Genomic DNA, 26,032 nt, shown 5'->3' with positions numbered 1-26,032 from the left:
GACGAGCGGACCTGATGCGGTCAACGCGCTGACGGGGCTTCGCCCCCGTCTGACGCGGCTGGCCATCTGGAACATGTGCGTCGGCTTTTTCGGCATCCAGATCGGCTTCGGCCTGCAGAACGCCAACACCAGCCGAATCTTCCAGACGCTGGGCGCCGAGGTCGACTCGCTGGCCATCCTGTGGATCGCCGCGCCGCTGACGGGGCTGATCGTGCAGCCGATCATCGGTCATTTCAGCGACCGGACATGGGGACCGCTGGGCCGACGGCGGCCCTATTTCCTCGTGGGCGCGATCCTCACCACGGCGGCCCTGCTGTTCATGCCCAATGCGCCGGTGCTCTGGATGGCGGCGGCGACGCTGTGGATCATGGACGCCTCGATCAACATCACCATGGAGCCGTTTCGCGCCTTCGTCGGCGACAACCTGCCCGAGGAACAGCGCACCACCGGCTATGCGATGCAGAGCTTCTTCATCGGCGCGGGGGCGGTGTTCGCCTCCTGCCTGCCGTGGATGCTGTCGAACTGGTTCAACGTCGCCTCGACGGCGCCCGAGGGCATTATTCCGGACAGCGTGCGCATCAGCTTCTACGTCGGCGCCGTCGGCATGCTGACGGCGGTGCTCTGGACCGTTTTCTCGACCAAGGAGTACAGCCCGGCCGAAATCGATGCCTTCGAGGCCGCCCGCGCGTCGCAGGTCACGCAGGCATCGGTCGCGCCACGCTCACAGGGGGCTTGGTACCGCGGCGGTCTGCTTTGGGGCTTTGGCGGAGCGATCCTGATTGGGGCCGTGGCTGCGTTCGGTCTCGAGAAGGAGCTCTACGTGCTGGCCGGCTTCATCGCCGGGTTCGGACTGCTGCAGATGATCGTCGGCGGCTATCGGGCGGCGGGCCGATCGAACGGCCTGACCGAAATCCTCGGCGACGTCTTCTCCATGCCGACGACCATGCGGGGGCTGGCCGTGGTCCAATTCTTCAGCTGGTTCGCCCTGTTCGCCATGTGGATTTACACCACCGCCGCGGTCACCGCCGTGCACTATGGATCCAGCGACACGGCCTCTGTCGCCTATAACGCCGGCGCCGACTGGGTCGGCGTTCTGTTCGGGGTCTATAACGGCGTGGCGGCCCTGTCGGCCTTCGCCCTGCCGGTGCTGGCCCGCAAGGTTGGCAAGCGGGGCGCGCATGCGGTCGCGCTGGTGCTGGGCGGATTGGGCCTGATCGGCGTCTTCGCGATCCGCGACCCACAGCTGCTGTGGCTGCCCATGATCGGGGTCGGGATCGCCTGGGCGTCTATCGTCTCGATGCCCTACGCCATACTCGCCGGCGCCGTGCCGGGGCGGAAGATGGGCGTCTACATGGGGGTGTTCAACATCTTCATCGTCGTCCCGCAGCTGGTCGCCGCGACCCTGCTGGGCCTGCTGCTGAACGCCCTGTTCGGCGGGCAGGCGATCTGGGCGCTGGTGCTGGGCGGAATCAGCTTCTTCATCGCCGCCGGATGCAGCCTGCTGGTCAAGGAACACGCGGCCTGATGCCGGATCGCCGCGCGCTGCTGGTCGCGATGGCCGCCCTGCCCTTCGCGGGTACGGCCCGCGCCGAGGCGCCCGTCAGCGGCCGACTGGTCGAGCACCCCGGCATGCCATCCGCCTTCGTTCAGCCGCGCGACGTCACCGTCTGGCTGCCGCCCGGATATGATGCATCCGATGCACGGTGGCCGGTGCTCTACATGCACGATGGCCAAAACCTGTTCGACGCCAGCCGCGCGCCCTACGGCGCCGAATGGGGCGTGGACGAGCATGTCAGCCGCCTCGCCGCCACCGGCCAGATCCGCACGCCTATCGTGGTCGGGATCGGTAACACGCCGCTGCGTCTGCGCGAGTATGTGCCCGCCGAACTGATCGCCGCCCTCCCCGCCGACATGCGCGACGCGGTGCAGGCCATCTATGGCGGGGAGCCGCTGTCGGACGGCTATCTGCGCTTCCTCGTCGAGGAGCTGAAGCCCTTCATCGACCGGACCTATCGCACCCGTGCGGGCCGCGAAGACAACGTCGTCATGGGCTCGAGCATGGGTGGGCTGATCTCGCTGTCGGCGATGATGGAGCATCCCGAGGTCTTCGGCGGCGCGGGCTGCGTCTCGACTCACTGGCCGCTGCGCATCGAGGCGTTGACCGACCCGGGAGCCCTGACCGCGTGGCGCGAGCGGCTGGTCGCGGCATGGACCGGGGTGATCCGCGCCGGCCTGCCGGACCCGGCGACGCACCGGCTCTATTTCGACCGGGGCGATGAAACGCTGGATCAATTCTACGCCGACTTCCAGACCCGCATCGACGAGACCGTCCGCGCCGCCGGTTGGGGTCCCGACCGCTTCCGTTCGCTCGTCTTTCCCGGTGCGGAGCACAACGAGAAGAGCTGGAACCAGCGTCTCGACGTCCCCCTGACCTTCCTGCTTCCGCCTGCCTGAGGTTTACCCATGCGTATCCTGTCCCGCCTCGCCGCCGGCGTCGCCCTCGCCGCCATCGCCACCGCTGCGTCCGCCCAGACCGCGCCCGGCGCGCCAGGCGACATTCCGACATGGGTCAATGCCGCCAAGACCGGCGCCGGAGCCTCCTACGAGGCCTATGTGGACGGCCGGTACCAGGATGGCGGGCCCACCGGCGCGGTGTCGCGCGTCTGGTTCTCCGTCGCTGACGGCGTGTTGACCGAGACCATGTGGGGCCTGATCCACGAGGCCCAGATCAAGCAACTGCGCTTCGCGATCGTCACGCCTGAAGGCCTGTCAGTCGAAGGAACTGACACCGATAGCCGCACTGAGTATTTGCATGTGGACGCGCAGGGCCGGCCGCTGGCGCCGGCCTATCGGGTCGTCATTGCCGACAAGGCCGGGCGCTACGAGATCGAGAAGCGCCTGTTCACCGATCCGGACGGTCAGGCCATGATCGTGCGCACCACGATCCGGGCGCTGAAGGGCTCCGTGACGCCCTACTTGCTGCTGGAGCCGCACATCGCCAACACCGGCGTCGGCGACCGGGGCGAGGCCGTCGCCGGGGGCGTGGTTCAGGACGGAGCGAACAACTGGATCCGCAACGGCGCCCTGTACGCGTCCGAGGGCGACGTCCATCTGGCGCTCCTGACCGATCGTCCCTTCACCAGGGCCAGCGTCGGTTTCGTCGGCGCCTCCGACGGTCTTGAGGACCTCGTCGACGGATCGCTGGATCAGACCTACCGGACCACTGGCGAGACGGGCGGCAACATCATGCTGACCGGTGCCCTGACGCCGCTCGCCGAGGGCGAGACGCTGGTGCAGGACTTCGTCATTGGCTTCGGGGACACCCGTGCGCGGGCGGAGGCGTCTGCGGAAGCCAGCCTGCGGACCGGCCTCGACGAGGTGCTGTCCCGCTTCAACGGCGAGGGTGAGCGCATCGGCTGGGAGGACTACGTCGCCTCCCTGACCGACCTTCCCCGGATCGCCGAGCAGTCCACCGACGGCGGCAAGCTGGCCTGGGCCTCGGCCCTGATGCTGAAGACGCAGGAGGACCGCACCCACGCCGGCGCCCTGATCGCCTCGCTCAGCAACCCGTGGGGCGACACGGTCGACGCGACGAACAGCTCGACCGGCTACAAGGCCGTCTGGCCGCGCGATTTCTATCAGGTGGCGATGGCCCTGCTGGCGCTGGGCGACACGGAGACGCCTCTGGCCGCTTTTCGCTATCTGCCGCAGGTGCAGGTCGACGCGGAGACGCCGGGGAACAGCGGTGCGACCGGCTGGTTCCTGCAGAAGACGCACGTCGATGGCGAAATCGAATGGGTCGGGGTCCAGCTGGATCAAACCGCCATGCCGATCATGTTGGGCTGGAAGCTGTGGAAGGCCGGTCTGGTCTCCGACGCCGAGATAACCCGCATGTTTGGCCAGATGATCAAGCCGGCGGCCGACTTCCTCGTCGACGGCGGCAAGGTCGGCCTGCTGTGGAACGACCGCCAGATCACGCCGCCCTGGACGCAGCAGGAGCGGTGGGAGGAGCAGGAGGGCTATTCCCCTTCGACGACCGCCGCCGTGATCGCCGGTCTGGTCACCGCCGCAGACATCGCACGCGCCTCCGGCGACGCGGCCTCGGCAAGCCGCTATCAGGCCGCCGCTGACGACTATGAGTCGAAGGTCGAGGCGCGGATGTTCACGACCGCGGGCGAGTGGGGCGACGGTCGCTACTTCATGCGCATCAGCCGCAACGAGGACCCGAACGACAAGGCCCCGATCGGCGAGAACAACGGCCAGCCGGCCATGCCCGAGGATCGCATTATCGACGGCGGCTTCCTCGAACTGGTCCGCTACGGCGTCCGCCCCGCTGACGCCGCCTCGATCACGGCCACCATGCCCGAGTACGACGACCAGACGCGGGAGGACCGCTTCCGCGTCCGCTATGACGTGAACGGCGTTCCGGCTTACCGGCGCTATGGCAACGACGGCTATGGCGAGCAGGCCGACACGGGCGGCAACTACGGCGTGGGCGGTCAGATGCACGCCGGCCAGCGCGGCCGGCTGTGGCCTTTCTTCACCGGCGAGCGCGGGCACTATGAGCTGGCGTCCCTGCTGGCCTTGCCGTCCGCGGACACAGGCTGGATGGATGCGCAGCTGAACGGCATCCGCCAGACCTGGGTGCACGGCATGGAGTCCTTCGCCAACGACGGCCTGCTTTTGCCGGAACAGGCGTGGGACGGCGTGGGCGACCCGACCCCGCACCAGTACCGCGCCGGTCAGGGCACCAACTCGGCGACCCCGCTCGCATGGACCCATGCGGAGTATGTGAAGCTTCTGCGCTCGATGGCCGACCGCAAGGTTTGGGACCGCTACGACATTGTCGCCGAGCGGTACGGGCGCTAGCGCGTCGTGACGGCGCGGTCTAACGAGGACGGATGACCGATCAGGGTCCCGTTCTCGTCACCGGCGCCGCCGGCTTCATCGGCTTCCACACCGCCATGCGCCTGCTGGCGCGCGGCGAAACGGTGGTCGGCGTCGATAACCTGAACAGCTATTACGATCCGGCGCTGAAGCAGGCGCGGCTGGATCAGCTGACGCCCAATCCGGCCTATACCCATCACACGCTGGACCTCGCGGATCGCGACGGCATGGCCGCGCTGTTCGCGCGTCACAGGCCCAGACGGGTCGTCCACCTCGGCGCGCAGGCGGGCATTCGCTACAGCGTCGAGAATCCCGAAAGCTACGTCGACTCCAACGTCGTCGGCTTCCTGACCGTGCTGGAAGGCTGCCGCGCCGTCGAGGCCCGGCATCTTGTATTCGCCTCGACCAGCTCGGTCTTCGGCGCCTCGGCCGCCCTGCCGTTCTCCGTTCAGCAGGGGGTGGCCCATCCGCTCAACGTTTATGCGGCGACCAAGATCGCGAATGAGGCGATGGCCCACAGCTACGCCTACATCTTCGGCATCCCGACGACGGGCCTGCGGTTCTTTACAGTTTACGGGCCGTGGGGCCGGCCGGACATGGCCCTGTTCAAGTTCACCCGCGCCATCCTCGAAGGCCGCCCGATCGACGTCTATGGCGACGGTCTGATGGAGCGGGACTTCACCTTCGTGGATGACATCGTCGACGGAGTCATCGCGGCGCTCGATGATGTCCCGACCGCCGACCCCGACTGGCGCGCGGATGCCCCCGGTCAGGCGACCAGCGGCGTTGCGCCATGGCGCATTCTGAACCTGGGCGCCGGTCGCCGGGAAAAGCTGTCGCGCTACATCTCGGTTCTGGAAGACGCGCTGGACCGCAAGGCCATCCTGAACGTCATGCCGACCCAGGAAGGCGAGATGACCCGCACCGAAGCCGATGTGACCGAAACCCGCGACGCCCTCGGCTATGATCCGAAGACGCCGATCGACGTGGGCGTGCGTAATTTCGTCGACTGGTACCGCCAGTTCTACGGCGTCTGAGCGCGCCGCCCACCAACCTGTGACAGGCGCCCGGCTTGGCTTCGCGCCTCGCCGTCACTAGGTTCCGCCGCAAAGGCCACAGGGCCGGACAAATCTCAGGAGACGCCGCCATGCATGACGCGCCCCAATCGGAAGCCGCCGCCCGCCTCGACGCCGAGAACCCGCTGGGCGTGGACGGCTTCGAGTTCGTCGAGTTCACCGGCCCGGAGCCCGAGGCGATGATCGCCCGTCTGGAGCTGATGGGCTTCACCCGGACGCACGTGAACCCGACCACCGATGCGGTCCGGCTGAAGCAGGGCGACATCACCATGCTGGTGAACCGCTCGCCCAAGGGACAGGCGGCGGCGTTCGCCGCGGATCACGGCCCTTCGGCCAACGGCATGGCCTTCCGCGTCTCGGATGCGAAGGCGGCCTATGACGGCGCGGTGTCGCGCGGCGCCCGCCCGGCTGAAGGCCATGACGGCGGAGCCCTGGGCGGCGGCTATCCCTACATCCTGCAGGGCATCGGCGGCTCGCTGCTGTACATCGTCGACCAGTATGGCGACGGCGGTTCGCTGTATGACGGCTGGAACGAGATCGAGGGCTGGGAGGAGGCCGAGCGCAAGAACTCCGTCGGGCTGTATCTGCTGGATCACCTGACCCACAATGTGCGCCGCGGCGAGATGAGGACGTGGTCGGGCTTCTACGGCGACGTCTTCAACTTCGAAGAGCAGAAGTATTTCAACATCAAGGGCAAGGCGACCGGCCTGCTGTCGCAGGCGATGATCGCGCCCGACCGCGCCATCCGCATCCCGCTGAACGAGAGCCAGGACGAGAACTCCCAGATCGAGGAATTCCTGCGCCGTTATAACGGCGAAGGCATCCAGCACATCGCCCTGGCCACCGACGACATCTTCGAGACCGTCGAGGAAATGAAGCGTCGCGGCATTCCCTTCCAGGACACCATCGACACCTATTTCGACCTGATCGACAAACGCCTGCCCGGTCACGGCCACGACGTCGCCCGCATGCGGCTGAACCGCATCCTGATCGACGGATCGGACGAGGACGGCCTGCTGCTGCAGATCTTCACCCAGGACACCTTCGGTCCGATCTTCTTCGAGATCATCCAGCGCAAGGGCAACCAGGCGTTCGGCGAGGGCAACTTCCAGGCCCTGTTCGACTCGATCGAGCTGGACCAGATCCGGCGCGGCGTCATCAAGGTGGACGCCTGATCGGTGGCGGCGTTCCGTTTCGGACCGCCGTCGTGGCTGCCCTGGCTTGGGCCGGTCGTGGCGGCGGTGGTCGGCGCGCTGGTCGGTCGCTTCGGTCTGGGCGGCGGCTTCTGGACCGTGCTGATCGCGGCGCTGGTCTGCGGCTTCATTCCCATAATCGCCACGCGCGTGTGGCGCTGGCGGCGCGGGCGTCAGGATCAGTGAAAGTCGCGTGAGCCGGGCAGAACGCGCACGTCGCGCGGATGCTTGCCTCGCGATGGCGAATGGCCGGAACCCCGCGTCTGGTCCTGACTGAGGTAGCCCAGCATGGGCGTCCAGTCCTCCAGATGCTCGACCACAAGGTGGGTCACGCCCTCGGCGGTCTGCACCCGCCCGGTCGCCAGCACCATCCGCGCGCCCATGGCCGTCGGGCGGAAGCGTTCGAACACGTCGGGCCACAGCACCAGATTGGCCACCCCGGTTTCGTCCTCCAGCGTGATGAAGCAGACGCCCTTGGCCGTGCCGGGCCTCTGCCGCACGAGAATGACACCGCCGACCTTGACCCGCCGGTTGTTGGCCACCCCCGTATAGTCCGTCGCCGTCAGCGCCCCCACGCCCGCCAGTCTCTCGCGCAGGAAGCTGACCGGATGGCCCTTAAGCGACAGGCGGATGGTCTGGTAGTCGCTGACCACCTCCTCTGACGGCGCCAGTTTCGGCAGGGCCTCGGGCGGCCGGCCGTCGGCCTCGACCAGCCCCATGGCCTCGAACAACGGCGCCGGCGCATCGGCGGCCACACCGCGTGCGGCCCACATGCCCTGCCGGCGGGTGAGGTCGAGCGAGCCATAGGCGTCGGCTTCCGCCAGCCGGTCGAGCGCGCGGGAAGGCAGGCCGGCGCGCAGGCGAAGGTCGTCGAGGTCGCGGAAGGGTGCGTGGGTACGGGCCGCCATGATCTTCAGGGCCCACTCCTCGCGGAAGCCGTCGATCGCGCGCAGACCGAGGCGAAGGGCGTGCCGACGTCGCTTCGGCCGTGCCTCCAGCGTCGCATCCCAGTCGCTGTGGCCCACGTCAGGAGGCCGGACCTCGACCTTGTGCTCGCGGGCGTCGCGAACGATCTGGGCCGGAGCGTAGAACCCCATGGGCTGGCTGTTCAGAAGGCAGGCCGCAAACACGTCCGGATACAGCCACTTCACCCATGCCGAGACATAGACGAGATGGGCGAACGAGCAGGCATGGCTTTCAGGGAAGCCGTATTCGCCAAAGCCCTTGATCTGATCAAAGCAGCGCTGGGCGAACTCCGGATCGTAGCCGCGCCTGATCATGCGCCCGACCATCAGGGTCTCGTAGTTTCCGATCGTGCCATTGTGCCGAAAGGTCGCCATGGCGCGGCGCAGGCCGTTGGCCTCCGCCCCGGTGAACTCGGCCGCGGTCATGGCGATCTTCATCGCCTGCTCCTGAAACAAGGGCACGCCCAGTGTCTTGTGCAGGACCTTGGTCAGTTCATCCGGGTCGTCGCGCGACCCGGGCATGGAAAAACGATAGCTGCCCGGACCGTGCAGCTTTTCATGTTCCCGTCTGTCCGCCCGCCGTTGCAGATAGGGGTGCACCATCTTGCCCTGGATCGGACCGGGGCGGACGATGGCGACCTGAACCACCAGATCGTAGAACTCGACCGGCTGGAGCCGGGGCAGCATGCTCATCTGGGCCCGGCTCTCGACCTGAAAGACCCCGAGGGAATCCGCCTTGCGCAGCATGCTGTAGACCCCGCGTCGCTCGGGAGGCACGGCGGCGGTGTCCGGGAGCTGTCGCCCGTAGGTCTCGCCGATCATGCGGAAGGCCCGCTTCATGGCGGTCAGCATGCCCAGCGCCAGCACATCGACCTTCATCAGCTTGAGGAAGTCGATGTCGTCCTTGTCCCATTCGATGAAGGTCCGGTCGGCCATGGCGGCGTTGCCGATCGGCACGATCTCCATCAGCGGCGTCTGGCTCAGAACAAAGCCGCCGACATGCTGGCTCAGGTGGCGGGGAAAGCGGATCAGCTCGGCGGTCAGATCAAGCGCCAGCTTCATCCGCACGTCGTCCCGGCTGAGCCCGGTTCGATCCACGTGCGTGTCCTCAACCCGTGACCCCCACGACCCCCAGACCGTGTCCGCCATCCGGGCCGTTACATCCTCCGTCAGCCCCAGCGCCTTGCCGACATCCCGTATGGCGGACCGGGGCCGGTAATGGATGATTGTCGCCACGATCCCCGCCCGGTCACGGCCGTAGCGGTCGTAGACATACTGCATGACCTGCTCGCGCCGCTCGTGTTCGAAGTCGACGTCGATGTCGGGCGGCTCGGATCGCTCCGAGGAGATGAACCGTTCGATCAGGACTTCCTGCCGTGTCGGATCCACGTTGGTGATCCCGAGGCAGAAGCAGACCACCGAGTTCGCAGCCGAACCGCGCCCCTGGCACAGGATTGGATCCGGCCGCGATCGCGCCCAGCGGACCACATCGTGGACGGTCAGGAAGTAGGGCGCGTAGTTCAGCTCCTGCACCAGCCGGAGCTCCTTGAGGATCGTCTGGCGTATGCCCGCCGGTACGCCATCCGGCCATCGCATCCGGGCGCCCTTCAGGGTCAGGCGCGCCAGCCATCCCTGGGGCGAGTATCCCGGGGGAACGGGCTCGTCGGGGTACTGGTAGCTGAGCTCACGCAGGGAGAAGCGACACGCCTCGGCCACCTGAAGGGTCCGCTCCAGCGCCCCTTCATGCCCCTTGAACAGCCGCGCCATCTGGCTCACCGGCTTCAGATAGCGTTCGGCGTTGGCCTGCAGCCGGCGGCCCGCCTTGTCGATGGTCACGCCCTCGCGGATGCAGGTCAGGACGTCCTGCAAGGTGCGCCGGTCGGGGTGGTGATACAGGACCGCATTGGTGGCGATCATCGGCGCACCGGTGCGCCTCGCCATGGCGGCCAGTCGCGTCAGCCGCCGCCGGTCGTCGCCGCGCCACAGTGGCGAGGCGGCCAGGTAGAGGTCGTCGGGCCACGCCTGCCTCCACGCCGCCAGCCGCTCCTCGAACGCCGCGTCGGGCCGCTCGGGCGAAGGGACCAGCGCGATCATCCCCTCGCCCAGACCGGTCGCCTGTTCGAAGGTCAGACGCGTCTCTGCCTTCTCGATCCGCTCTCCGTCGGCGTCCGCGCCGTCCTGCGGCACGGCCTCGCTCTTGCCCAGCGTCAGCAACCGGCACAGCCGTCCGTAGGCGGCCCGATCGCGTGGGAAGACGATCAGCTCCGTCCCGTCGGTGAAGCGCAAGCGGGAGCCGACGACCAGAGGCATGTCCACCTCCTCCGCCCCCATCAGCGCCCGCACCATACCCGCCATCGTGTTCCGGTCCGCCACGCCCACGGCGGCCAGACCCAGCGATCTGGCCTGATGCATCAGCTCGGCCGGATGGGACGCCCCCTCCAGAAAGCTGAAGTTGGTCATGGCTCCCAGCTCGGCGTACCGGCCCGACCACACGCTCACGGCAGCATCCCGTGCATCCACCACGACGGCGCGCGTTCGTCGGGCTGGCCTGTGTAATCCCAGCCGTACAGGCCCTCGCGGAACAGCCAGTAGCGGGCGCCGTCGGCGTCCTCGACACGGTAGTAGTCGCGCGTGCGGGCCAGTCGATCATCGGGTCGGGGCCGCCACCACTCCGGCGACAGACGCTCCGGCCCGTCCGAGCGCACCACCCGCCGCGACAGCCGCCGCCAGGTGAAGCGAGCGGGCGCGCCATCAGGCAGTTCGGCGATGGCCTCCACAGGTTCCGGCGGGTCCAGCATCAGAATGGGGCGGCGGCCGACACCGGTCCGGTCAGGCGCAGGCTGGCGACCCAGAGCCGGCGTCAGTCGCTCCGCCCGCTCAGGGATCCATGTGTCCACCGGCTCCGGCGTCAGAACCCGCGCCTCGCCCAGACGGGCGGTCAGGCGGTCGATCAGGTCGGCCAGACTTTCCGCCTGACGCGCCTCGGCCTGGTTGGCCATCGTCGCCTGTCGCGCCGCCAGCGGCTCCGCCTCGTCCGCGGTGAGCATCAGGGCGTCCAGACCGAAGCCCAGCTCCAGCCGCCCCAGTCCCGCCTCGCGGAACAGCCGCAGCCACGGCTTCATCTCCCGCCCCGGCCGACCCATCCGCACCGACAGCCGCGTCGCCCCGCCGTCCGTGCGGAAGCCGGTCAGGGTCAGAGCGGTCGCGCCATGGCCGTCGCGCTCCAGCGGCCGGATAAGCTGGTCCGCCAGCTCAGGCAGGCGGCTTTCGACGCCTTCGATGTCGCCGAGCGGTTCGGCGTAGGCCTCCCACGCCCGGTATTTCGGCAGGGGACGCAGGGGTGTCAGCGCTTCGCCGACGAAGCCGAGCGCCTGATCCAGCCGCCTGACCAGCCCGACCCCGTCCACTTCGCGGAAGCGTCGGGCCAGACCCCCGCGGGGCATGGGGTAGAGATCGCCGATGTGTTTGAGGCCGAACCGGCGGGCGGCCGTCAGGGTGCGGTCGTCGACCCGAAGCGCATCGACCGGCAGGTCCGCCAGCAGGTCGCGCACGGTCTCGTCCGCAGCGATGGAGGCATGGCCTTCGCCGTAGCGCGCAAGGGCCCATGCTGCGCCGGGCGTGGGCGCCATGGCCACCCGCGCCGTCGCCCCCGCCTCCGCCAGACGGGAGCGGATCTGTTCCAGAAGCTGCGCCTCGCCCCCGAACAGATGCGTCGCGCCGGTGACATCGAGGAACAGACCTTCCAGACCGTCGCCGGACGTATCGACGCTGACCGACGGCGACCAGCGCTCGGCCCACTCCGCCAGCGCCGTCAGCGCGCGCAGGTCGGCGGCGGGATCGGCCGGCTGGGCGATCAGATGGGGGATCATGGCGCGGGCGTCGGCCTGGGCCTGACCGCGCGACAGGCCCGCCACCCGCGCAGCAGGATTCAGGGCATGCAGGATCGCCGCGCCCCGGCTGTTCTTCAGGATCAGGGCGAAGGGATTACGAGGGTCGAGCGCGGGGTCAGGCGGCGAGGCCGGACGCCGCACCCGTTCCAGCGATCGGCGGCGGACCGAAATCGGCCAGTCGATCAGCCAGACGGAGACGATGCGTCTCATCATCCTGCTCCAGCATCCATGCGCCGGGCCGTTCTGCCCGGGCGCGTACAAGGTCCGCGATCAGCCGCACCGGGCCGGGCGCGCGCGGATCGTCAGGGTCGACTGCGCTGGGCGCCGTCGCGATCCGCCAACGTCGGCTGGCGGCGCTGAGCCCGTCCAGCGTCCGGGGGATCAACAACCCTGTCGCTTCTCCCTGTGTCGCCGCAAAGCCCAGCCGACGGGTCTGGGTCAGGGAAGCCCCATCCACCGCCCCGAGGGCCAGCGACACGGCACCGGACCGCAGCCCCTGTTCCAGCACCCACAGCGCCTCCGCCGGTGTGGCCGTCGGGGTCAGCACGAAGGCGATGTCCGGCAGACCCGGACCATAAGGCCGGCCATGCTCGATGAACCATGCGCGCGGGGCCGCCATAAGCACGGGCCGGTCATCGCCTTCCCGTCTTCGGGACAAGGCGAACAACAGCATGGCCGCCACGTCTCCCGGTCCCGCCACACAGGCTTCCTCCAGCGCCGCAGGGGCGTCGGGAAATGGAGCTTTGGAAAGGGCGGGAATGGAGGTCATGAGAGTCTGGGAAACGCAGTTGTTCCTTGTTTGTTCTCACCGTTTGAAAGAGTCAAATCACGAGCCGCGACTCTCCGGATCACGGCGTTCGGCTGGCCCGTCTTCTGCATCGCGGGCTCGCATTGGCGCGGAGCGGCCCGAAACGGCACGGAACCTTGACCGCATGAACCTCAGACCTGTCCTGCTATCGGACCTTGCAGGCGTTCAGGCCCTGCACCGTCAGGTCGGCTGGCCGGCACGGTCGCCGGCCGGGTGGCGCTGGCTTTTCGACAATCCGGCGCGGACGGAATTGGGCGCGCCGGCGGGCTGGGTCGTCGAGACCGGAGACGGAGCCCTGACCGCCCACGTCGGCAATCTGGTTCACCGGTTCCGGCTGGGAGAGCGGACCCTGCACGGCGCCACCGGCTTCTCGATCATCGTCTCGCCCGCCGCCAAGGGGGCCAGCCGAAAACTGATCCGGACCTTCCTGAGCCAGCCGGGCGTGTTCGCGGCCTACACCCTGAACGCCAACGCCCTGTCCCAACCCATCTATCCGCTGTTCGGCATGCAAGCCTGGCCGGCGGAGACCCATGCCCTGAAGCTGAGCTGGCCAGTCGATCTGGCGCCGCTGGCCGTCAGTCGGGCGCTGAAGCTGGCCCTGAAGATCGCGCCCGGCCCGGTGTCGGGAATGGGCGAGCAGTTGATGAACGGAAGGCTGGGGCGAGAAGCCCGGTTCTCCCTGCCCGAAGGCGTCACCCGCCTCGACCGGCCGCACGAGAGCTCCCGGTACGCAGCCTTCTGGGAAGCGCTGGCCGCCGACGGAGCCCTGCTGGCCGACCGCAGTCCGGCGGCCCTTGCATGGCGGCTGGCCGATCCCGACCAGACCCTGCCGCCACTTGTGCTGGCTTTCGAACGGGCGGGCCGGATCACCGGCTACGCCATGGCCATGCTGGCCAAGACCAACATCCTTGAGCCGCCGGTGCTGGAGATTCTCGACCTTCAGGCGCTGGCGGACGAGCCCGACGCCATTCCGACCCTGATGACGGCGCTAACCGGCGCCGCCCGGCCGCTGGGCGCGGCCAAGGTGCGGCTGCAGGTCATGTCGCCCCGTCTGCTGGAGCGGCTGGGCCCATGGACCGAAACTGCACGGCGTGAGGGCGGCTGGGGGCACTGCCATGTTCAGTTCGCCCCCGATGCACCGGTGAATCTGTGGTCGCCCACGCCTTGGGACGGCGACTATGCGGCCTGCCTCCGTCCCGTGCCGATCGGCGAACAGGTCCGGGCGAGACGCGGCGAACGCGTCCAGCCCTCGATGGCCAAGGCGTGAGCCCTCAGGGGCGTTTTTTCAGCTCGTCCCGGATTTCGGCCAGCAGGGCCTCGGTCGCGGTCGGCGCGGCCGGTTCCGCCGGGCTTTCCGCCTGCTGACGGCGCAGCTTGTTGATCGCCTTCACGACCATGAAGATCACGAAGGCCACGATCAGGAACTGGATCAGGGTGTTGATGAAGGCGCCGTACTGGATCGCGACCTTCTCGACGACATCCGCGGTCGCCGGATTCTCGGGCACCAGAACCCATTCCAGATGCGCGAAATCGACCCGCCCCAGCAGGAGACCGATCGGCGGCATCACCACCTGTTCGACCAGGCTGGTGACGATCTTGCCGAAGGCCGCGCCGATGATGACGCCGACCGCCAGGTCGATGACATTGCCGCGTGAAATGAATTCCTTGAACTCGGTCGCCAGACCCATGCGGAGCCTCCTTGTCTTCAGCCGTCGGCGTTCAGTCGCTCGCGCAACTCCTTGCCGCTCTTGAAGAAAGGCACCGATTTCGCGGGTACGTCAACCGTCTCGCCGGTGCGCGGATTGCGTCCCGCGCGCGCCGGACGGCCCCGTACCGAGAAGGCTCCGAAGCCGCGCAGTTCGACCCGGCCGCCCTCGCCAAGCGCATCGACCATCTGGCCCAGCACGATATTGACCACGCGTTCGACCTCGGCATGGGTCAGGTGCGTGTTCTCCGCAGCCAGCCTGTCGATCAGTTCCGACTTGATCATCCCAAGGCCCCCGCCCTGTCAAAAACCCAGACCCTGAAGCCCATTGGTGCGCATCCCCATGGCTGCCCGGACACCCTAACCCCCGGCGTCGTCGGGAAAAAGAGTTAACGGCGAAAATTACGCTGACGGACGTTCGCTGAACAGTTTGACGCACGAAAAAGGCGGCCGGATCGCTCCGGCCGCCTTCTTTTTGTTGCGCTATCGCGGGACGCCGGTGTCCCGCTACTTCAGCGCCTACTCCTTGGCGGCGTTCTTCAGGGCTGCGCCCAGAATGTCGCCCAGCGAGGCTCCGGAGTCCGACGAACCGAACTGTTCGATGGCCTCGGCCTCGTCCTTCATCTCCAGGGCCTTGATCGACACCGAGACGCGGCGCGAGGCCTTGTCGATGCCGGTGACCATGGCGTCGACGCGGTCGCCGACCGAGAAGCGCTCGGTGCGCTGCTCGTTGCGGTCGCGCGACAGGTCCGACTTGCGGATGAAGGCGGTCGCCGGAGCGTCGTCTTCACCGAACTTGACCTCGATGCCGCCGGTCTCGATCGCCGTCACGGTGACGGTGATCTGCTGACCCTTCTTGAAGGTATCGCCTTCCATCGGATCGCCGCCCAGCTGCTTGATACCCAGCGAGACGCGTTCCTTCTCGACGTCGACGTCCAGCACCTTGGCCTTGACGGTTTCGCCCTTGCGGTAACGTTGGATCGCCTCTTCGCCCGACACGTTCCAGTCGAGGTCCGACAGGTGGACCATGCCGTCGATGTCGTTGTCCAGGCCGATGAACAGGCCGAACTCGGTGGCGTTCTTGACTTCGCCCTCGACGGTCGAGCCAATCGGGTTGTTGGCGACGAAGGCGTCCCACGGATTGTCCTGGGCCTGCTTCAGGCCCAGCGAGATGCGGCGCTTGGAGGCGTCGACATCCAGCACGACCACGTCGACTTCCTGCGAGGTCGAGACGATCTTGCCGGGGTGGACGTTCTTCTTGGTCCACGACATTTCCGAGACGTGGACTAGGCCTTCAACGCCGGCTTCCAGCTCAACAAACGCGCCGTAGTCGGTGATGTTGGTGATACGGCCCGACATCTTGGCGCCGACCGGATACTTGGCTTCCACGCCGTCCCACGGATCGGCCTGCAGCTGCTTCATGCCCAGCGAGATGCGCTGGGTGTCCGGGTTGATCTTGACGATCTGGACCTTGACGGTGTCGCCGACGGCGAGAACCTGCGACGGGTGCGAGACGCGCTTCCACGACATGTCGGTGACGTGCAGCAGGCCATCGATGCCGCCCAGATCCACGAACGCGCCGTAGTCGGTGATGTTCTTGACCACGCCTTCGCGGACTTCACCCTCTTGCAGCTGGCCGACCAGCTCGGTGCGCTGTTCGGCGCGGGCTTCTTCCAGAATGGCGCGACGCGAGACGACGATGTTGCCGCGCGGACGGTCCATTTTCAGGATGGCGAAGGGCTGTTCCTTGCCCATCAGCGGAGCGACGTCGCGCACCGGACGGATGTCGACCTGCGAGCCCGGCAGGAAGGCCGAGGCGCCGCCGAGGTCGACAGTGAAGCCGCCCTTGACGCGACCGACGATGGTGCCGTTGACCGGTTGGCCGTCGGCGAACACGACTTCCAGACGGGTCCAAGCTTCTTCGCGGCGAGCCTTGTCGCGGCTGATGACCGCTTCACCCAGGGCGTTCTCGACGCGCTCGAGGAAGACTTCGACGTTGTCGCCGATGGTCGGAACCTTGGCGTTGTCGCCGGCGGTGAACTCGCGAACCGGGATCCGGCCCTCGGTCTTCAGACCGACGTCGATGATCAGGATGTCCTTTTCGATGCCGACGACGCGGCCGTGGACAACCTGGCCTTCGCCGAGGTCGCGGGTGCCGAGGGTTTCGTCGAGAAGCGCCGAGAAGTCGTCGCGCGAGGGGGTCAGGGTATCGGTCATGTAACTCTTGGGTTGGAGGAAAGGCTGTGGCGCGCGACCGGACGGCCCCGCGCGAGGTGGTTTGAAAGGAGAGTCAGGTCGTCGGGATGCGAGGCGAAATCGGCCAGGGCGCCCGCGGAAGCCGAGGATGGGAGCGTTGGATTTGCGAAGACGATCTCAGAGACCGTTTTTCGCGCGCGCCGCCTCGACGATACGGCGGGCCGCATCGAAGGCGGCGTCTATAGACAAATCGGTGGTGTCCAGCAAGACCGCGTCGTCGGCCTGCACCATGGGGGCGGCGCCGCGCCCGGCGTCGCGCTCGTCGCGGCGGATGATGTCGGCCAGCATATCCTCGTAGGCGATGGTCTCGCCTCGCCCGGTCAGCTGCTTCCAGCGACGGGTCGCGCGGACCTCGGGGGTGGCCGTGATGAACAGCTTGGCCGCGGCGTCAGGAGCGATGATGGTGCCGATGTCGCGGCCGTCCAGCACCGCGCCGCCGGGCTGTGAGGCGAAGGCCTGCTGCAGCTCCAGCAGGGCGGCGCGCACTCCCGGATAGCCTGCGACCCTGCTGGCGGCCTCGCCGGCCTCGCCGTTTGTCAGCCGCTCGTCAGCCGTGATCGATGCGGCGTCGAGCGCCCGGGCGACGGCTTCAGCCGCCTGCTGGTCATCCAGCGATCCGCCCTGCTCCAGCACCCCAACGCCCACCGCGCGATACAGAAGCCCGGTGTCGAGATGCGGCAGGCCGTAATGGTTCGCCAATCGCGCTGCGATGGTGCCCTTGCCCGACGCGGCGGGGCCATCGACGGCGATGATCAGGGCGCGCGTCATGCGATCTCCGCCCCCAGACCGCGCATCATCTCCACGAAGCCGGGGAAGCTGGTGGCGATCATGCCGGGCTCGTCGACCCGGACCGGCTGATCGGCCGCGAGACCCAGCACCAGATGGCTCATGGCGATGCGGTGGTCATGGGCGGTGTGCACCGTTGCGCCGCCGGCGACCGGACCGCCCGAGACGATGAAGCCCTCCGGCTCCTCTTCCACCGCGACGCCACAGGCGCGCAGGCCCGCGACCATCAAGGCGATGCGGTCGCTCTCCTTGACCCGCATCTCGCCAACGCCGCGCATAACTGTCTCACCGGAGGCGAAGGCGGCGGTGGCGGCGAGTATCGGATATTCGTCAATCATCGAGGCGGCACGGGCTTCTGGCACGACGATGCCTATCAGGGTCGAGTGGCGGGCGGTGACGTCGCCGACCTCTTCGCCGCCCGACTGACGCCGGTTCGTGATGGTCAGGTCCGCGCCCATCTCAAGCCACGTCTCGAACAGGCCCGTGCGCAGCGGATTGAGCATGACGCCCTCGACCGTCACTTCCGAGCCCGGAACGATGAGGCCCGCAGCCAGCGGGAACGCCGCAGACGACGGGTCCCCCGGCACCGCCACGAACGTCCCGGTCAACGGCTGCCCGCCCTTCACCATGACGCGCCAGCCTTCGCCGACATCCTCGACCCCGACCTCGGCCCCGAAGGCGCGCAACATGCGCTCGGTGTGGTCGCGGCTCTTCTCGCGTTCGGTGACGGCGGTCACGCCCCCGGCGTTCAGACCCGCCAGCAGGATGGCGGACTTCACCTGCGCCGAGGCGACCGTCTGCTCATAATCAATCGCCCTGAGCGCGCCTCCGGTGATTTCGACCGGCAGCCGGTCCTCATCGGCCAGCCAGCCAAACCCCGCGCCCATCTGCGCCAGCGGGCCGGTGACCCGCTTCATCGGCCGCTTGCGCAGCGATCCGTCTCCATCAAACGTCGCCGTCAGCGGATAACCCGCCGCCGCGCCCATCAGCAGCCGCACGCCGGTGCCCGCGTTGCCGCAATCGATGACGCCGGACGGCGTGCGCAACTCGCCCCGCCCCTTCACACGCCAGACGCCGTCGCCGGTACGCTCGACGACCGCACCGAACGCCTCGACGGCCCGGGCGGTGGCCAGAATGTCGTCGCCCTCCAGCAGCCCTTCGATGCGCGTCTCGCCCGTCGCCATCGCGCCCAGGATCAGGCTTCGGTGCGACATGCTCTTGTCGCCGGGAGCCCGCACGCGGCCGGACAGCGCGGGGCTTCGGCGGGCGGTCAGATGGGAGGGGGTCGTCACCCGGCGGTCTCCGAAGGCGAAATCTGGCGCGGGCGTCGCGGAGAACGCTTTTGACAGCGGCCCCATAGGGTGGCAAGGGAGCCGCCCGAATTCCCGACATCCGTGAGAGGCGCCCCCGTGGCCAATCCCGAACTGGGCCAAAAGCAGGTCTGCCCGAACTGCCAGGCCAAATTCTACGACCTGAACCGTCGTCCCGCCCACTGCCCCAAGTGCTCGACGGACTTCGATCCTGAAGAAGCCCTGAAGCTGCGCAACCGCCGCGGCCGCCCTGCCGGCTATCCGGCGGACGACGAGGCCGAGGATCAGGTCAAGGACAAGTCGGCCGACGGCGAGGACGAAGAGGAAGACGATACCGTCAAGACGCCGGAGATCGACGAGGAAGGCCATGAGCCGATCCTGACTCCGGACGACGAGGACGAGGCCGCTGTGGACCCGACCGAGGAGCCCGGCATGGGCGAGGCGGGCGAGGACGACGACGTGCTGGGCGACGACGACGAGGACGACGACTCCGTTCCCTTCATCGAGGACGAGGACGACGACGGCTTTGAAGAAGATCTCGTCAAGCCGGCCGGCGACGACGACTGATTTTCGGGGGTTCCCGGACCGTCTTCGGGCGGTTCGGGCGTCCTGAAAATAAATGGCTGAACCGGGCTTGATCGGGGAAATCCCCTGACATAGGTTCCGCCGCCTCGCCGGGGGCCGCATTCTCCGGTGACCGACCGAAAGGTTCGGGGCTTTAGCTCAGTTGGTAGAGCGCTTGCATGGCATGCAAGAGGTCAGCGGTTCGACTCCGCTAAGCTCCACCATCGAAGGCCTCGCGGGACCGCCCGCGGGGCCTTCGTCCTTTCCGGATGGCAGTTGAAGCTGACGCTCGAAGCCCCCATTTGACCCACTGGCCGACGCGTCGCCGATCACGGGGCGCGGGACGGCTCCATAGCCTGCCTCGGGGGCCATGACGTGACCACGCGCACCATCCTGTTCGACAGTCCCTTCCTGCTGGGCTTCGACCACACCCGCGCCCTCATCGATCGCGCGGCCCGCGCCGCCGCCGACAGCTATCCGCCCTACAATGTCGAGCAGGTCGGCGAACATGCCGTCCGCATCACCCTGGCCGTCGCCGGTTTCGGCCCCGATGACCTGACCGTGACGCTGGAAGGGCGACAGCTGACCATCCAGGGCAAGCGTGAACCGGTGGAGAAGGCCGACCAGGCCTTCCTGCACCGCGGGATCGCCGGGCGCGGCTTCGTCCGGTCCTTCGTGCTCGCGGACGGGCTGGAGGTGGATGCGGCCCGACTGGAGCACGGCCTGCTCCATGTCGAACTGACCCGGCCGGAAGACGCCGTCACGATCCGGCGCATCCCCATTACGACGGGCTGACAGCCGTCGTTTCCCCGACCGCGCCGCGGGCGGTCGAACCAAGAACGCCGTCGCGGCGTTAGTTGAAGTGTAAGGAGGCGGTCAGATGACGCCGACGATGATGATCATGACCAAGGAAGACCTGAAGGGGCTCGGCGCTCCGGATCTGGTCTATGTGCGCGAGATCCGGGCTTCGGACGTTCTCGCCGACGCGGAGGTGACGACCGCCCCCGGCTTCACCATCGACCCTGACTCCGTGCTCTACGCGGTGCATGGCGCGGACGGAGAGCGGCTGGCGGTCATGATGGATCGTGAGACGGCGTTTGCCGCGGCCGTGGCCCACGAGCTGGAGCCCGTGTCCGTTCACTGACCTAGGCGGCGGTGGCCGGCGCCTCGTCCTTGACGAACAGGGCGCGGATCGCATCGACCGTGCGGGCCTGACGAAGCTGTTCCCTGATCTCCGGATTGCGCATCGATCGCGACACCGCGGCGAGAGCACGCAGATGCTCGGCGCCGTCACGCGGCGGGGCGAAGAGGGCGAACAGCAGATCCACTGGACGGTCATCGACGGCGCCATAGGCGACCGGCGTATCCAGACGCACGAAGACCGCCGTCACACGATCGATGCCCTCGATCCGGGCATGAGGCGCGGCGACGCCTGAACCTAGCCCGGTCGAGCCAAGTGCCTCGCGTTCCAGCAAGGCCTCGAGCACGCGCCCTTCCGTCGCCCCCAGCAGGGGCGCGGCGGCTTCGGCGACCACATGGAGCGCCTGACGCTTAGATGACGCGCCGCTGCGCAGGACGACTTCGCCCTTCGCAAGCAGATCCGCGATGTCCATGGGTGATCCCCGACTCAATCCCGACCGGTCCGGTCAGGCGGGCGCCGTTTAGACGACCCGCCCTTCCGGGGGAAGCCTTATGCCGTAACCGTGTTCTTGGCCGACCCGTTCAGCGACTTTGTCGTCCGTTCCGGATCGATCCAGCCCACATTGCCGTCAGGTCGACGATAGACAACCGACACGCCGCCGTGGGCTGCGTTGCGGAAGACGACGACCGGGTAGCCGGTCATGTCCAGCTCCGCGACCGCACGGCCGACGGTGATGGTGCGGATCTCGGTTTCGGTCTCCGCGATGACCATGCCGACGGGCGGAGGCTCGTTCGGGTTGCCGGCGTCGCCGAAGGTGTCGTCCTCGACCTCGTCAGGGTTCCGCAACACGATGCTGCGGGCGACGTCGCGGGCGGCGTTTTCGGTCTTCTCGGGCGAGAGCCCCTTGGGACCGATGTGATGATCCTTAAGCCGGCGCTTGTAGCGACGCACCCGCTTCTCGAGCTTGTCGAGACTGTCGCTGAAGGCGGAATGGGCGTCACCGCCCAGTCCGGTGGTGACGAGGCTTTGCCCCGACGCCAGGCGGACCCAACAGTCCACCTTGAAGCCGTGGCCATCCTTGGACACCACGACCTCGGCGTCCTGGCCGCCGCGTTCGAAGTATTTTCCGACTCCGTCTTCGAGTTCCTGGGAGATGCGCGAGCCTAACGCTTCGCCGACATCTACGTGCTTGCCGCTCACTTGGACTTGCATGCTCATAGAACGCGACCGCATGCGTTTGGTGTCAACGCCGATCACCTATTTGTGGTGAAGCTGCCTGCGACAGATCAGCCGGTGCGCGCCATGCGCTTGCGCTCGACGGACGAGGGAATGCGCAAGGCTTCCCGATACTTGGCCACGGTGCGGCGGGCGATATCGATGCCGGCTTCCTGCAGCAGCTCAACGATGCGGTCGTCGGACAGGATGTCGCCGTCCCCGCCCTCGCCGTCGATCATCGTCTTGATCCGCCGCCGGACGGCTTCGGCCGAGTGGCTGGCGCCGCCGTCGGTCGCCTGGATGGCGGCGGTGAAGAAGAACTTCAGCTCGAACACGCCGCGGGGGGTGGAGACGTATTTGTTCGAGGTCACCCGGCTGACCGTCGACTCGTGCATGCCGATCGCGTCGGCGACGGTCTTCAGGTTCAGGGGGCGCAGGAACTCGACGCCGAAGGCGAGGAAGGCGTCCTGCTGGCGCACGATCTCGGACGAGACCTTGAGGATGGTCTTCGCCCGCTGGTCCAGCGACTTGACCAGCCAGCTGGCTTGGGCCGCGCATTCGGCGACGAAGGTCTTGTCGCCGTCCGTCCGCGCGCCGGTCGAGACGGCGGCGTGATAGCGCTTGTCCATGATCAGGCGCGGCAGGGTGTCGGCGTTCAACTCGACCTTCCAGCCGCCGGCCGGATCGGCGCGCACCTGCACGTCGGGGATGACGGTCTGCGCCGGCTCGCCGCCGAAGCCGGCGCCGGGGCGCGGCGTCAGGGCCTTCAGCTCGCCGATCATCTCGGCCAGATCCTCGCCGTCGACGCCGCAGACCTTGCGTAGCGCCGGCAGGTCGCGCCGGGCCAGCAGGTCGAGGTTGTCGAGCAAGGCCTCCATCGCCGGGTCGTACCGGTTTCGCTCCACCAGCTGCAGCTTCAGGCATTCCGGCACGGAGCGGGCCATGACGCCGGTCGGCTCAAAGCCCTGACAGACGGTCAGCACCCGTTCGACCCGCGCGAGGTCGACGCCGAGGCGTTCCGCCACCTCGGCCAGTTCGCCACGCAGATAGCCGCCCTCGTCCACCGCATCGATCAGGGTCAGGGCGATGCCGAGGTCGGCCGGAGAGAAGCCGGCCTGTGACGCCTGCAGCTGCAGATGTTCCCACAGGCTGAGCTCGCGCGTGTCGGGCTGTTCGCGGCCCTCACCATCGACCATGCCGGCGCCGGAGCCCGAGCGGGACCAGTCGTTGAGGCCCGGCTGGGCCCCGTCCTCGGCGCGGTCGGAGCTGCGCTCGCCCGGTGCGGCGTCGCCATAGATCTCGTCGGAGCGGGCGTCGACCGCGTCGGCCCCGTCGGAGGCGCGGCCGTCCTCGAAGGTCATCTCGGCGCGATCGGCCGGCGCGGCCTCGACCGGGGCGTCGCCCGCGTCGCCGCCGGGTTCGGCGTCCTCGCGGCTGAGCAGCGGATTGCGCTCCAGCTCGGCCTCGACGAAGGCTTCCAGCTCAAGGTTCGACAGTTGCAGCAGCTTGATCGCCTGCTGCAGCTGGGGCGTGATGACCAGCCCCTGCCCCTGTCTGAGCTCCTGCCTTTGTCCGAGCACGCGAGGTCCCCTCGTCCGGACCAACTGGCCCGAAACTTGCTACGGCCACTGTGTGGCCGAACCGGTTAACGGCGATTGAAGCGGTCGCAGCGACCGCGCATGGCCTGCTCAGGGCGGCCCGATGTCTTTCGACGGCGCGTCGAGACCTTCGTCCCGGTCATCATAAAAAAGCGAGTCCGGAGAGTCCGGATCAGGGGCGCCCGCCGCAACGACTGAACCGCCCACGCTCTCCGCACACCGGCGATTGAACGCCGACATCTCGTCGAAGCGGTCCTGGGACAGACCGCCGCCGGTCAAGGCCTGTTCCAGCGCGATCTGGGTCTTGGCGGCCGCGGCGAGAACCTTCATGCGCTGGACAGGATCGATCGCGACGGGCGTGGAGGCCGAGCCGCGCGCCTGATCGATCCGCTCGCGCCGCCGGACCCGCTCGCGCTGCGCCTCCAGCCGGTTCTCCAGTTTCTCGTGCAGCCGCATCCACGACGCCGCTTCGGTCGCCCGGCCCTTTCGCAGCGCCCGACGCACCCGCGTCAGCGCGTCGTCGGACAGGGCCTGGCAGTCGACGGGCTCGGCGTCATCGGGATCGTCGTGCTCGACAGGCGGCAGCGGCGGCTCGGGCTGATCCATCCGCCGCCATTTCTCCTTCCTCGCCCGGTCGCGGAAGGTCGTGATCGCCAGACCGTAGCGATCGCAGACCTGCTCGGCCGTGTCGCCCTGCAGATAGTCGTACTGCGCCACGGCCCAGATAGTCCGGGTGCGGAGGCGGTGACCCTCGGTGGTGTCGTCGGGCGGGATGTTGAGGGCGGGGTCGGGGGTTTCCAAGGCGCGGTCTCCGGTTCGGGCGGAGACTGGCACATGGGTGCGTCAGAATCGGTCGCACAAAACGGCTCTAGATTGCACTCAGTTTCCATCGCAGATTTGCTAACATCTACGAGCTGTCGTTGCGGGGGGATTTATAGGTGACTGCCGAACATAAATTTGGAGGCGCGTGGACTGAGCAGAAACTTTCTGCCGTTCAATATTATGCGGAGTTCTACACGGGCGCGTTGCGAGGCCGCCGAGACGCGCCTTACCAGTTTGACCTCTGGTACATCGATGCTTTCGCTGGAAGCGGAGAGCGCACGGAGACCGTCCTGACAGGAGGCCTGTTCGAAGGTACTCCAACATCTTGGGAAACAGTTCAACTTGACGGCTCAGCCAAACGAGCGATGGCGGTCAGTCCGCCATTCAAGCATTTGATATTTATGGAGCCTGATCCGAAACGCTTCGCAGCTCTAAAGGCTTTGGAAGCTGTGGATGCGCGTGTCAGCTGCGTTCAGGGTGACGCCAACATCGCCTTGCCGGAACTGTTCTCACGGCCGATCTGGCGAACAAGTGGTGCAGGGAAGGGCCTACAGCGCGGGCTAGTCTTCCTAGACCCGTATGGGATGCAAGTACCCTACACCACTCTCGAGTTACTTGCGTCCACAAAGCGTGTGGATGTGTTCTATCTCTTCCCGCTTGAGGCCGTCATCCGCCAACTAGCGCACGACTACGCGGCAGTTGATCAGTGGAAACAAGACGCTTTGGATGCTGTCTTGGGTGGCCCTGATTGGCGCGACCAATTTTATGAAGATCGTTTACAGCAAACCGTTTTTGGAGATCTCGAAACCATCAGAAACCGAACCGTTACCCGTCGGGATGTGGAATCTTGGTTTCAAAATCGCTTGTCGAAGACATTCGCATTCGTTTCGCCGCCACTGCCACTCGGTGATGGGAACTTGCAGAAATTCTCTCTTTTTCTAGCTGTAGCTAACGACAGTGCGAAGGCTGTGCAGCTCGCCAAATCTGGCGTTCGGGACATGCTTAAGCGGCAAGAGTACGCGGCATCTCGTCAAATGTCCGGCCTTTGAACGAACGCCCGGTGATCTTCTTGTTTCGACCACCCCATTGTTTGAAGAAGAATGCAGTATTTGCACCCAAACACGCATCGTAAATTTCTTCGACCCATTCCTCAGCGATTGGCCGCGCTTTTGGTCCGGACTCTCCACCGACTATTGCCCAATCAATTTCAGTCAGATCTGCTTGTGCGACAGACCCGATGAGTGGTTCGAACGAAACAAACCTCACCGCCGCCGGGGTCGCTCGAAGGTCGTCAAGCCGGGCAATCACTGCCGCGTTCTCGACACTTGTGCCGAGCCAAACGTTGCCTAGGACGGGAAAGTCGGGATGAGATAAAATCTCCGCCATCCTGTCGGGCCGCTTGGTCAATATTTGATACGTATGGCGGGGCGTGGCTTCCATCACTCCCCACACTCTGCGAATGAAGTCCGCAGGGACTTCGTCATGGAACATGTCCGACATCGAGTTTACGAATATTTTTCGTGGCTTTCGCCACTTTTCCGGAATAGCCAACGCCCTCTCATCCAAGGCAATTTTCCCGGTCCAAACGTATCGGTCGCCGCTTTTGCGTGTCAGGCCTCGATACTTCTCGACATCCATCGCTTGTAACCGCGCCGCCATCCGCATGGCGTAGCAGTTCGTGCAACCTGCACTAAGAACCTTGCAACCAGCTACCGGATTCCAGGTAGCGTCGGTCCACTCAATCGTCGTTTCAGCCATGCCAGCTCCTGCGCTGCCAATAACATGTGCAGCAATGGCGCCATCCCCGTTGCTCCAA

Annotated in this window: 24 protein-coding genes and 1 tRNA gene; 12 read left to right on the top strand and 13 right to left on the bottom strand. The window is 67.1% G+C overall.

Annotated features, from left to right (window positions below; translation table 11 throughout):
• The first annotated feature begins 73 nt into the window (after window positions 1-73).
• The 6 genes from ACIQC9_RS00340 to ACIQC9_RS00315 all read left to right on the top strand — a co-directional run bounded on the left by ACIQC9_RS00340 (window position 74) and on the right by ACIQC9_RS00315 (window position 7,342).
• Complete coding sequence (locus ACIQC9_RS00340) at window positions 74-1,525, top strand: MFS transporter (protein ID WP_400615310.1); 1,452 nt, start codon at window positions 74-76, stop codon at window positions 1,523-1,525.
• Window positions 1,525-2,454, top strand: a complete 930-nt coding sequence (locus ACIQC9_RS00335) for an alpha/beta hydrolase (protein WP_400611519.1) — start codon at window positions 1,525-1,527, stop codon at window positions 2,452-2,454. Before ACIQC9_RS00340 ends, ACIQC9_RS00335 begins: the two co-directional genes overlap by 1 nt.
• A gap of 9 nt (window positions 2,455-2,463) precedes the next feature.
• Window positions 2,464-4,869: a glucan 1,4-alpha-glucosidase gene (locus ACIQC9_RS00330; RefSeq protein WP_400611517.1), complete on the top strand. Its 2,406-nt coding sequence runs from the start codon at window positions 2,464-2,466 to the stop codon at window positions 4,867-4,869.
• A gap of 32 nt (window positions 4,870-4,901) precedes the next feature.
• Complete coding sequence (locus ACIQC9_RS00325) at window positions 4,902-5,924, top strand: NAD-dependent epimerase/dehydratase family protein (protein ID WP_400611515.1); 1,023 nt, start codon at window positions 4,902-4,904, stop codon at window positions 5,922-5,924.
• Between the two features lie 110 nt (window positions 5,925-6,034).
• Window positions 6,035-7,138 (top strand): 4-hydroxyphenylpyruvate dioxygenase, encoded by a 1,104-nt coding sequence (gene hppD / locus ACIQC9_RS00320; protein ID WP_400611513.1) that lies wholly within the window; start codon window positions 6,035-6,037, stop codon window positions 7,136-7,138.
• Between the two features lie 3 nt (window positions 7,139-7,141).
• Window positions 7,142-7,342 carry a hypothetical protein gene (locus tag ACIQC9_RS00315; RefSeq protein WP_400611511.1) on the top strand — a complete coding sequence of 67 codons (201 nt, stop codon included), beginning with the start codon at window positions 7,142-7,144 and terminating at the stop codon, window positions 7,340-7,342.
• On the opposite strand, the gene ACIQC9_RS00310 is transcribed toward ACIQC9_RS00315, so the two are convergent.
• Genes ACIQC9_RS00310 through ACIQC9_RS00300 form a run of 3 tightly spaced genes read right to left on the bottom strand, consistent with a single transcriptional unit; the run spans window position 7,336 to window position 12,780 of the window.
• A complete protein-coding gene (locus tag ACIQC9_RS00310; RefSeq protein WP_400615308.1) occupies window positions 7,336-10,581 on the bottom strand; it encodes an error-prone DNA polymerase in 3,246 nt (1,081 codons plus the stop codon). The genes ACIQC9_RS00315 and ACIQC9_RS00310 overlap by 7 nt on opposite strands.
• 35 nt (window positions 10,582-10,616) lie before the next feature.
• Window positions 10,617-12,221: a Y-family DNA polymerase gene (locus tag ACIQC9_RS00305; RefSeq protein ID WP_400611509.1), complete on the bottom strand. Its 1,605-nt coding sequence runs from the start codon at window positions 12,219-12,221 to the stop codon at window positions 10,617-10,619.
• Window positions 12,127-12,780, bottom strand: a complete 654-nt coding sequence (locus ACIQC9_RS00300) for an ImuA family protein (protein WP_400611507.1) — start codon at window positions 12,778-12,780, stop codon at window positions 12,127-12,129. The genes ACIQC9_RS00305 and ACIQC9_RS00300 overlap by 95 nt, the downstream gene beginning before the upstream one ends.
• Window positions 12,781-12,943: 163 nt before the next feature.
• Here ACIQC9_RS00300 and ACIQC9_RS00295 point away from each other — a divergent pair, with 163 nt between their 5' ends.
• Window positions 12,944-14,086: an N-acetyltransferase gene (locus ACIQC9_RS00295; RefSeq protein WP_400611505.1), complete on the top strand. Its 1,143-nt coding sequence runs from the start codon at window positions 12,944-12,946 to the stop codon at window positions 14,084-14,086.
• Window positions 14,087-14,090: 4 nt separating this feature from the next.
• Here ACIQC9_RS00295 and mscL read toward each other — a convergent pair whose 3' ends face one another.
• The 5 genes from mscL to aroA form a co-directional block, all read right to left on the bottom strand.
• On the bottom strand, window positions 14,091-14,507 hold the full coding sequence (gene mscL, locus ACIQC9_RS00290; RefSeq protein ID WP_400611503.1) for a large-conductance mechanosensitive channel protein MscL: 417 nt from the start codon (window positions 14,505-14,507) through the stop codon (window positions 14,091-14,093).
• 17 nt (window positions 14,508-14,524) lie between these two features.
• Complete coding sequence (locus ACIQC9_RS00285) at window positions 14,525-14,809, bottom strand: integration host factor subunit beta (protein ID WP_400611501.1); 285 nt, start codon at window positions 14,807-14,809, stop codon at window positions 14,525-14,527.
• Window positions 14,810-15,043: 234 nt separating this feature from the next.
• On the bottom strand, window positions 15,044-16,741 hold the full coding sequence (gene rpsA, locus ACIQC9_RS00280) for a 30S ribosomal protein S1 (protein ID WP_400611498.1): 1,698 nt from the start codon (window positions 16,739-16,741) through the stop codon (window positions 15,044-15,046).
• 156 nt (window positions 16,742-16,897) lie between these two features.
• Window positions 16,898-17,548, bottom strand: a complete 651-nt coding sequence (gene cmk / locus ACIQC9_RS00275) for a (d)CMP kinase (protein ID WP_400611496.1) — start codon at window positions 17,546-17,548, stop codon at window positions 16,898-16,900.
• On the bottom strand, window positions 17,545-18,840 hold the full coding sequence (aroA, locus tag ACIQC9_RS00270; RefSeq protein ID WP_400615306.1) for a 3-phosphoshikimate 1-carboxyvinyltransferase: 1,296 nt from the start codon (window positions 18,838-18,840) through the stop codon (window positions 17,545-17,547). Before aroA ends, cmk begins: the two co-directional genes overlap by 4 nt.
• A gap of 135 nt (window positions 18,841-18,975) precedes the next feature.
• On the opposite strand from aroA, the gene ACIQC9_RS00265 reads away from it, so the two are divergent.
• The 4 genes from ACIQC9_RS00265 to ACIQC9_RS00250 all read left to right on the top strand — a co-directional run bounded on the left by ACIQC9_RS00265 (window position 18,976) and on the right by ACIQC9_RS00250 (window position 20,584).
• On the top strand, window positions 18,976-19,443 hold the full coding sequence (locus ACIQC9_RS00265) for a TIGR02300 family protein (protein WP_400611494.1): 468 nt from the start codon (window positions 18,976-18,978) through the stop codon (window positions 19,441-19,443).
• 145 nt (window positions 19,444-19,588) lie between these two features.
• Window positions 19,589-19,664: transfer RNA gene (locus ACIQC9_RS00260), tRNA-Ala, on the top strand.
• 151 nt (window positions 19,665-19,815) lie between these two features.
• Window positions 19,816-20,235 (top strand): Hsp20 family protein, encoded by a 420-nt coding sequence (locus ACIQC9_RS00255; RefSeq protein ID WP_400611492.1) that lies wholly within the window; start codon window positions 19,816-19,818, stop codon window positions 20,233-20,235.
• A gap of 85 nt (window positions 20,236-20,320) precedes the next feature.
• Complete coding sequence (locus ACIQC9_RS00250; protein WP_400611490.1) at window positions 20,321-20,584, top strand: DUF1150 family protein; 264 nt, start codon at window positions 20,321-20,323, stop codon at window positions 20,582-20,584.
• Between the two features lies 1 nt (window position 20,585).
• Here the strand turns inward: ACIQC9_RS00250 and ACIQC9_RS00245 are convergent, their stop codons facing one another.
• The 4 genes from ACIQC9_RS00245 to ACIQC9_RS00230 form a co-directional block, all read right to left on the bottom strand.
• Entirely contained in the window at window positions 20,586-21,053 is a 468-nt protein-coding gene (locus ACIQC9_RS00245; protein ID WP_400611488.1) for a PTS sugar transporter subunit IIA, read from the bottom strand.
• Between the two features lie 77 nt (window positions 21,054-21,130).
• Window positions 21,131-21,793 carry a ribosome hibernation-promoting factor, HPF/YfiA family gene (gene hpf / locus ACIQC9_RS00240; protein ID WP_400611486.1) on the bottom strand — a complete coding sequence of 221 codons (663 nt, stop codon included), beginning with the start codon at window positions 21,791-21,793 and terminating at the stop codon, window positions 21,131-21,133.
• A 74-nt stretch (window positions 21,794-21,867) separates the two neighbouring features.
• On the bottom strand, window positions 21,868-23,376 hold the full coding sequence (rpoN, locus tag ACIQC9_RS00235) for an RNA polymerase factor sigma-54 (RefSeq protein WP_400611484.1): 1,509 nt from the start codon (window positions 23,374-23,376) through the stop codon (window positions 21,868-21,870).
• A 108-nt stretch (window positions 23,377-23,484) separates the two neighbouring features.
• Complete coding sequence (locus ACIQC9_RS00230) at window positions 23,485-24,195, bottom strand: hypothetical protein (protein WP_400611482.1); 711 nt, start codon at window positions 24,193-24,195, stop codon at window positions 23,485-23,487.
• 137 nt (window positions 24,196-24,332) lie between these two features.
• On the opposite strand from ACIQC9_RS00230, the gene tcmP reads away from it, so the two are divergent.
• Window positions 24,333-25,265, top strand: a complete 933-nt coding sequence (gene tcmP, locus ACIQC9_RS00225; protein ID WP_400611480.1) for a three-Cys-motif partner protein TcmP — start codon at window positions 24,333-24,335, stop codon at window positions 25,263-25,265.
• Here tcmP and ACIQC9_RS00220 read toward each other — a convergent pair.
• Window positions 25,219-25,974 carry a DUF5131 family protein gene (locus ACIQC9_RS00220; protein WP_400611478.1) on the bottom strand — a complete coding sequence of 252 codons (756 nt, stop codon included), beginning with the start codon at window positions 25,972-25,974 and terminating at the stop codon, window positions 25,219-25,221. The genes tcmP and ACIQC9_RS00220 overlap by 47 nt on opposite strands.
• Between the last annotated feature and the right edge of the window lie 58 nt (window positions 25,975-26,032).

The organism is Brevundimonas sp. NPDC092305, assembly GCF_044755415.1.
Lineage (GTDB): Bacteria > Pseudomonadota > Alphaproteobacteria > Caulobacterales > Caulobacteraceae > Brevundimonas.
Note: the sequence above shows the minus strand (reverse complement) of the source record. Positions and strands in the feature narration are given on the sequence as shown.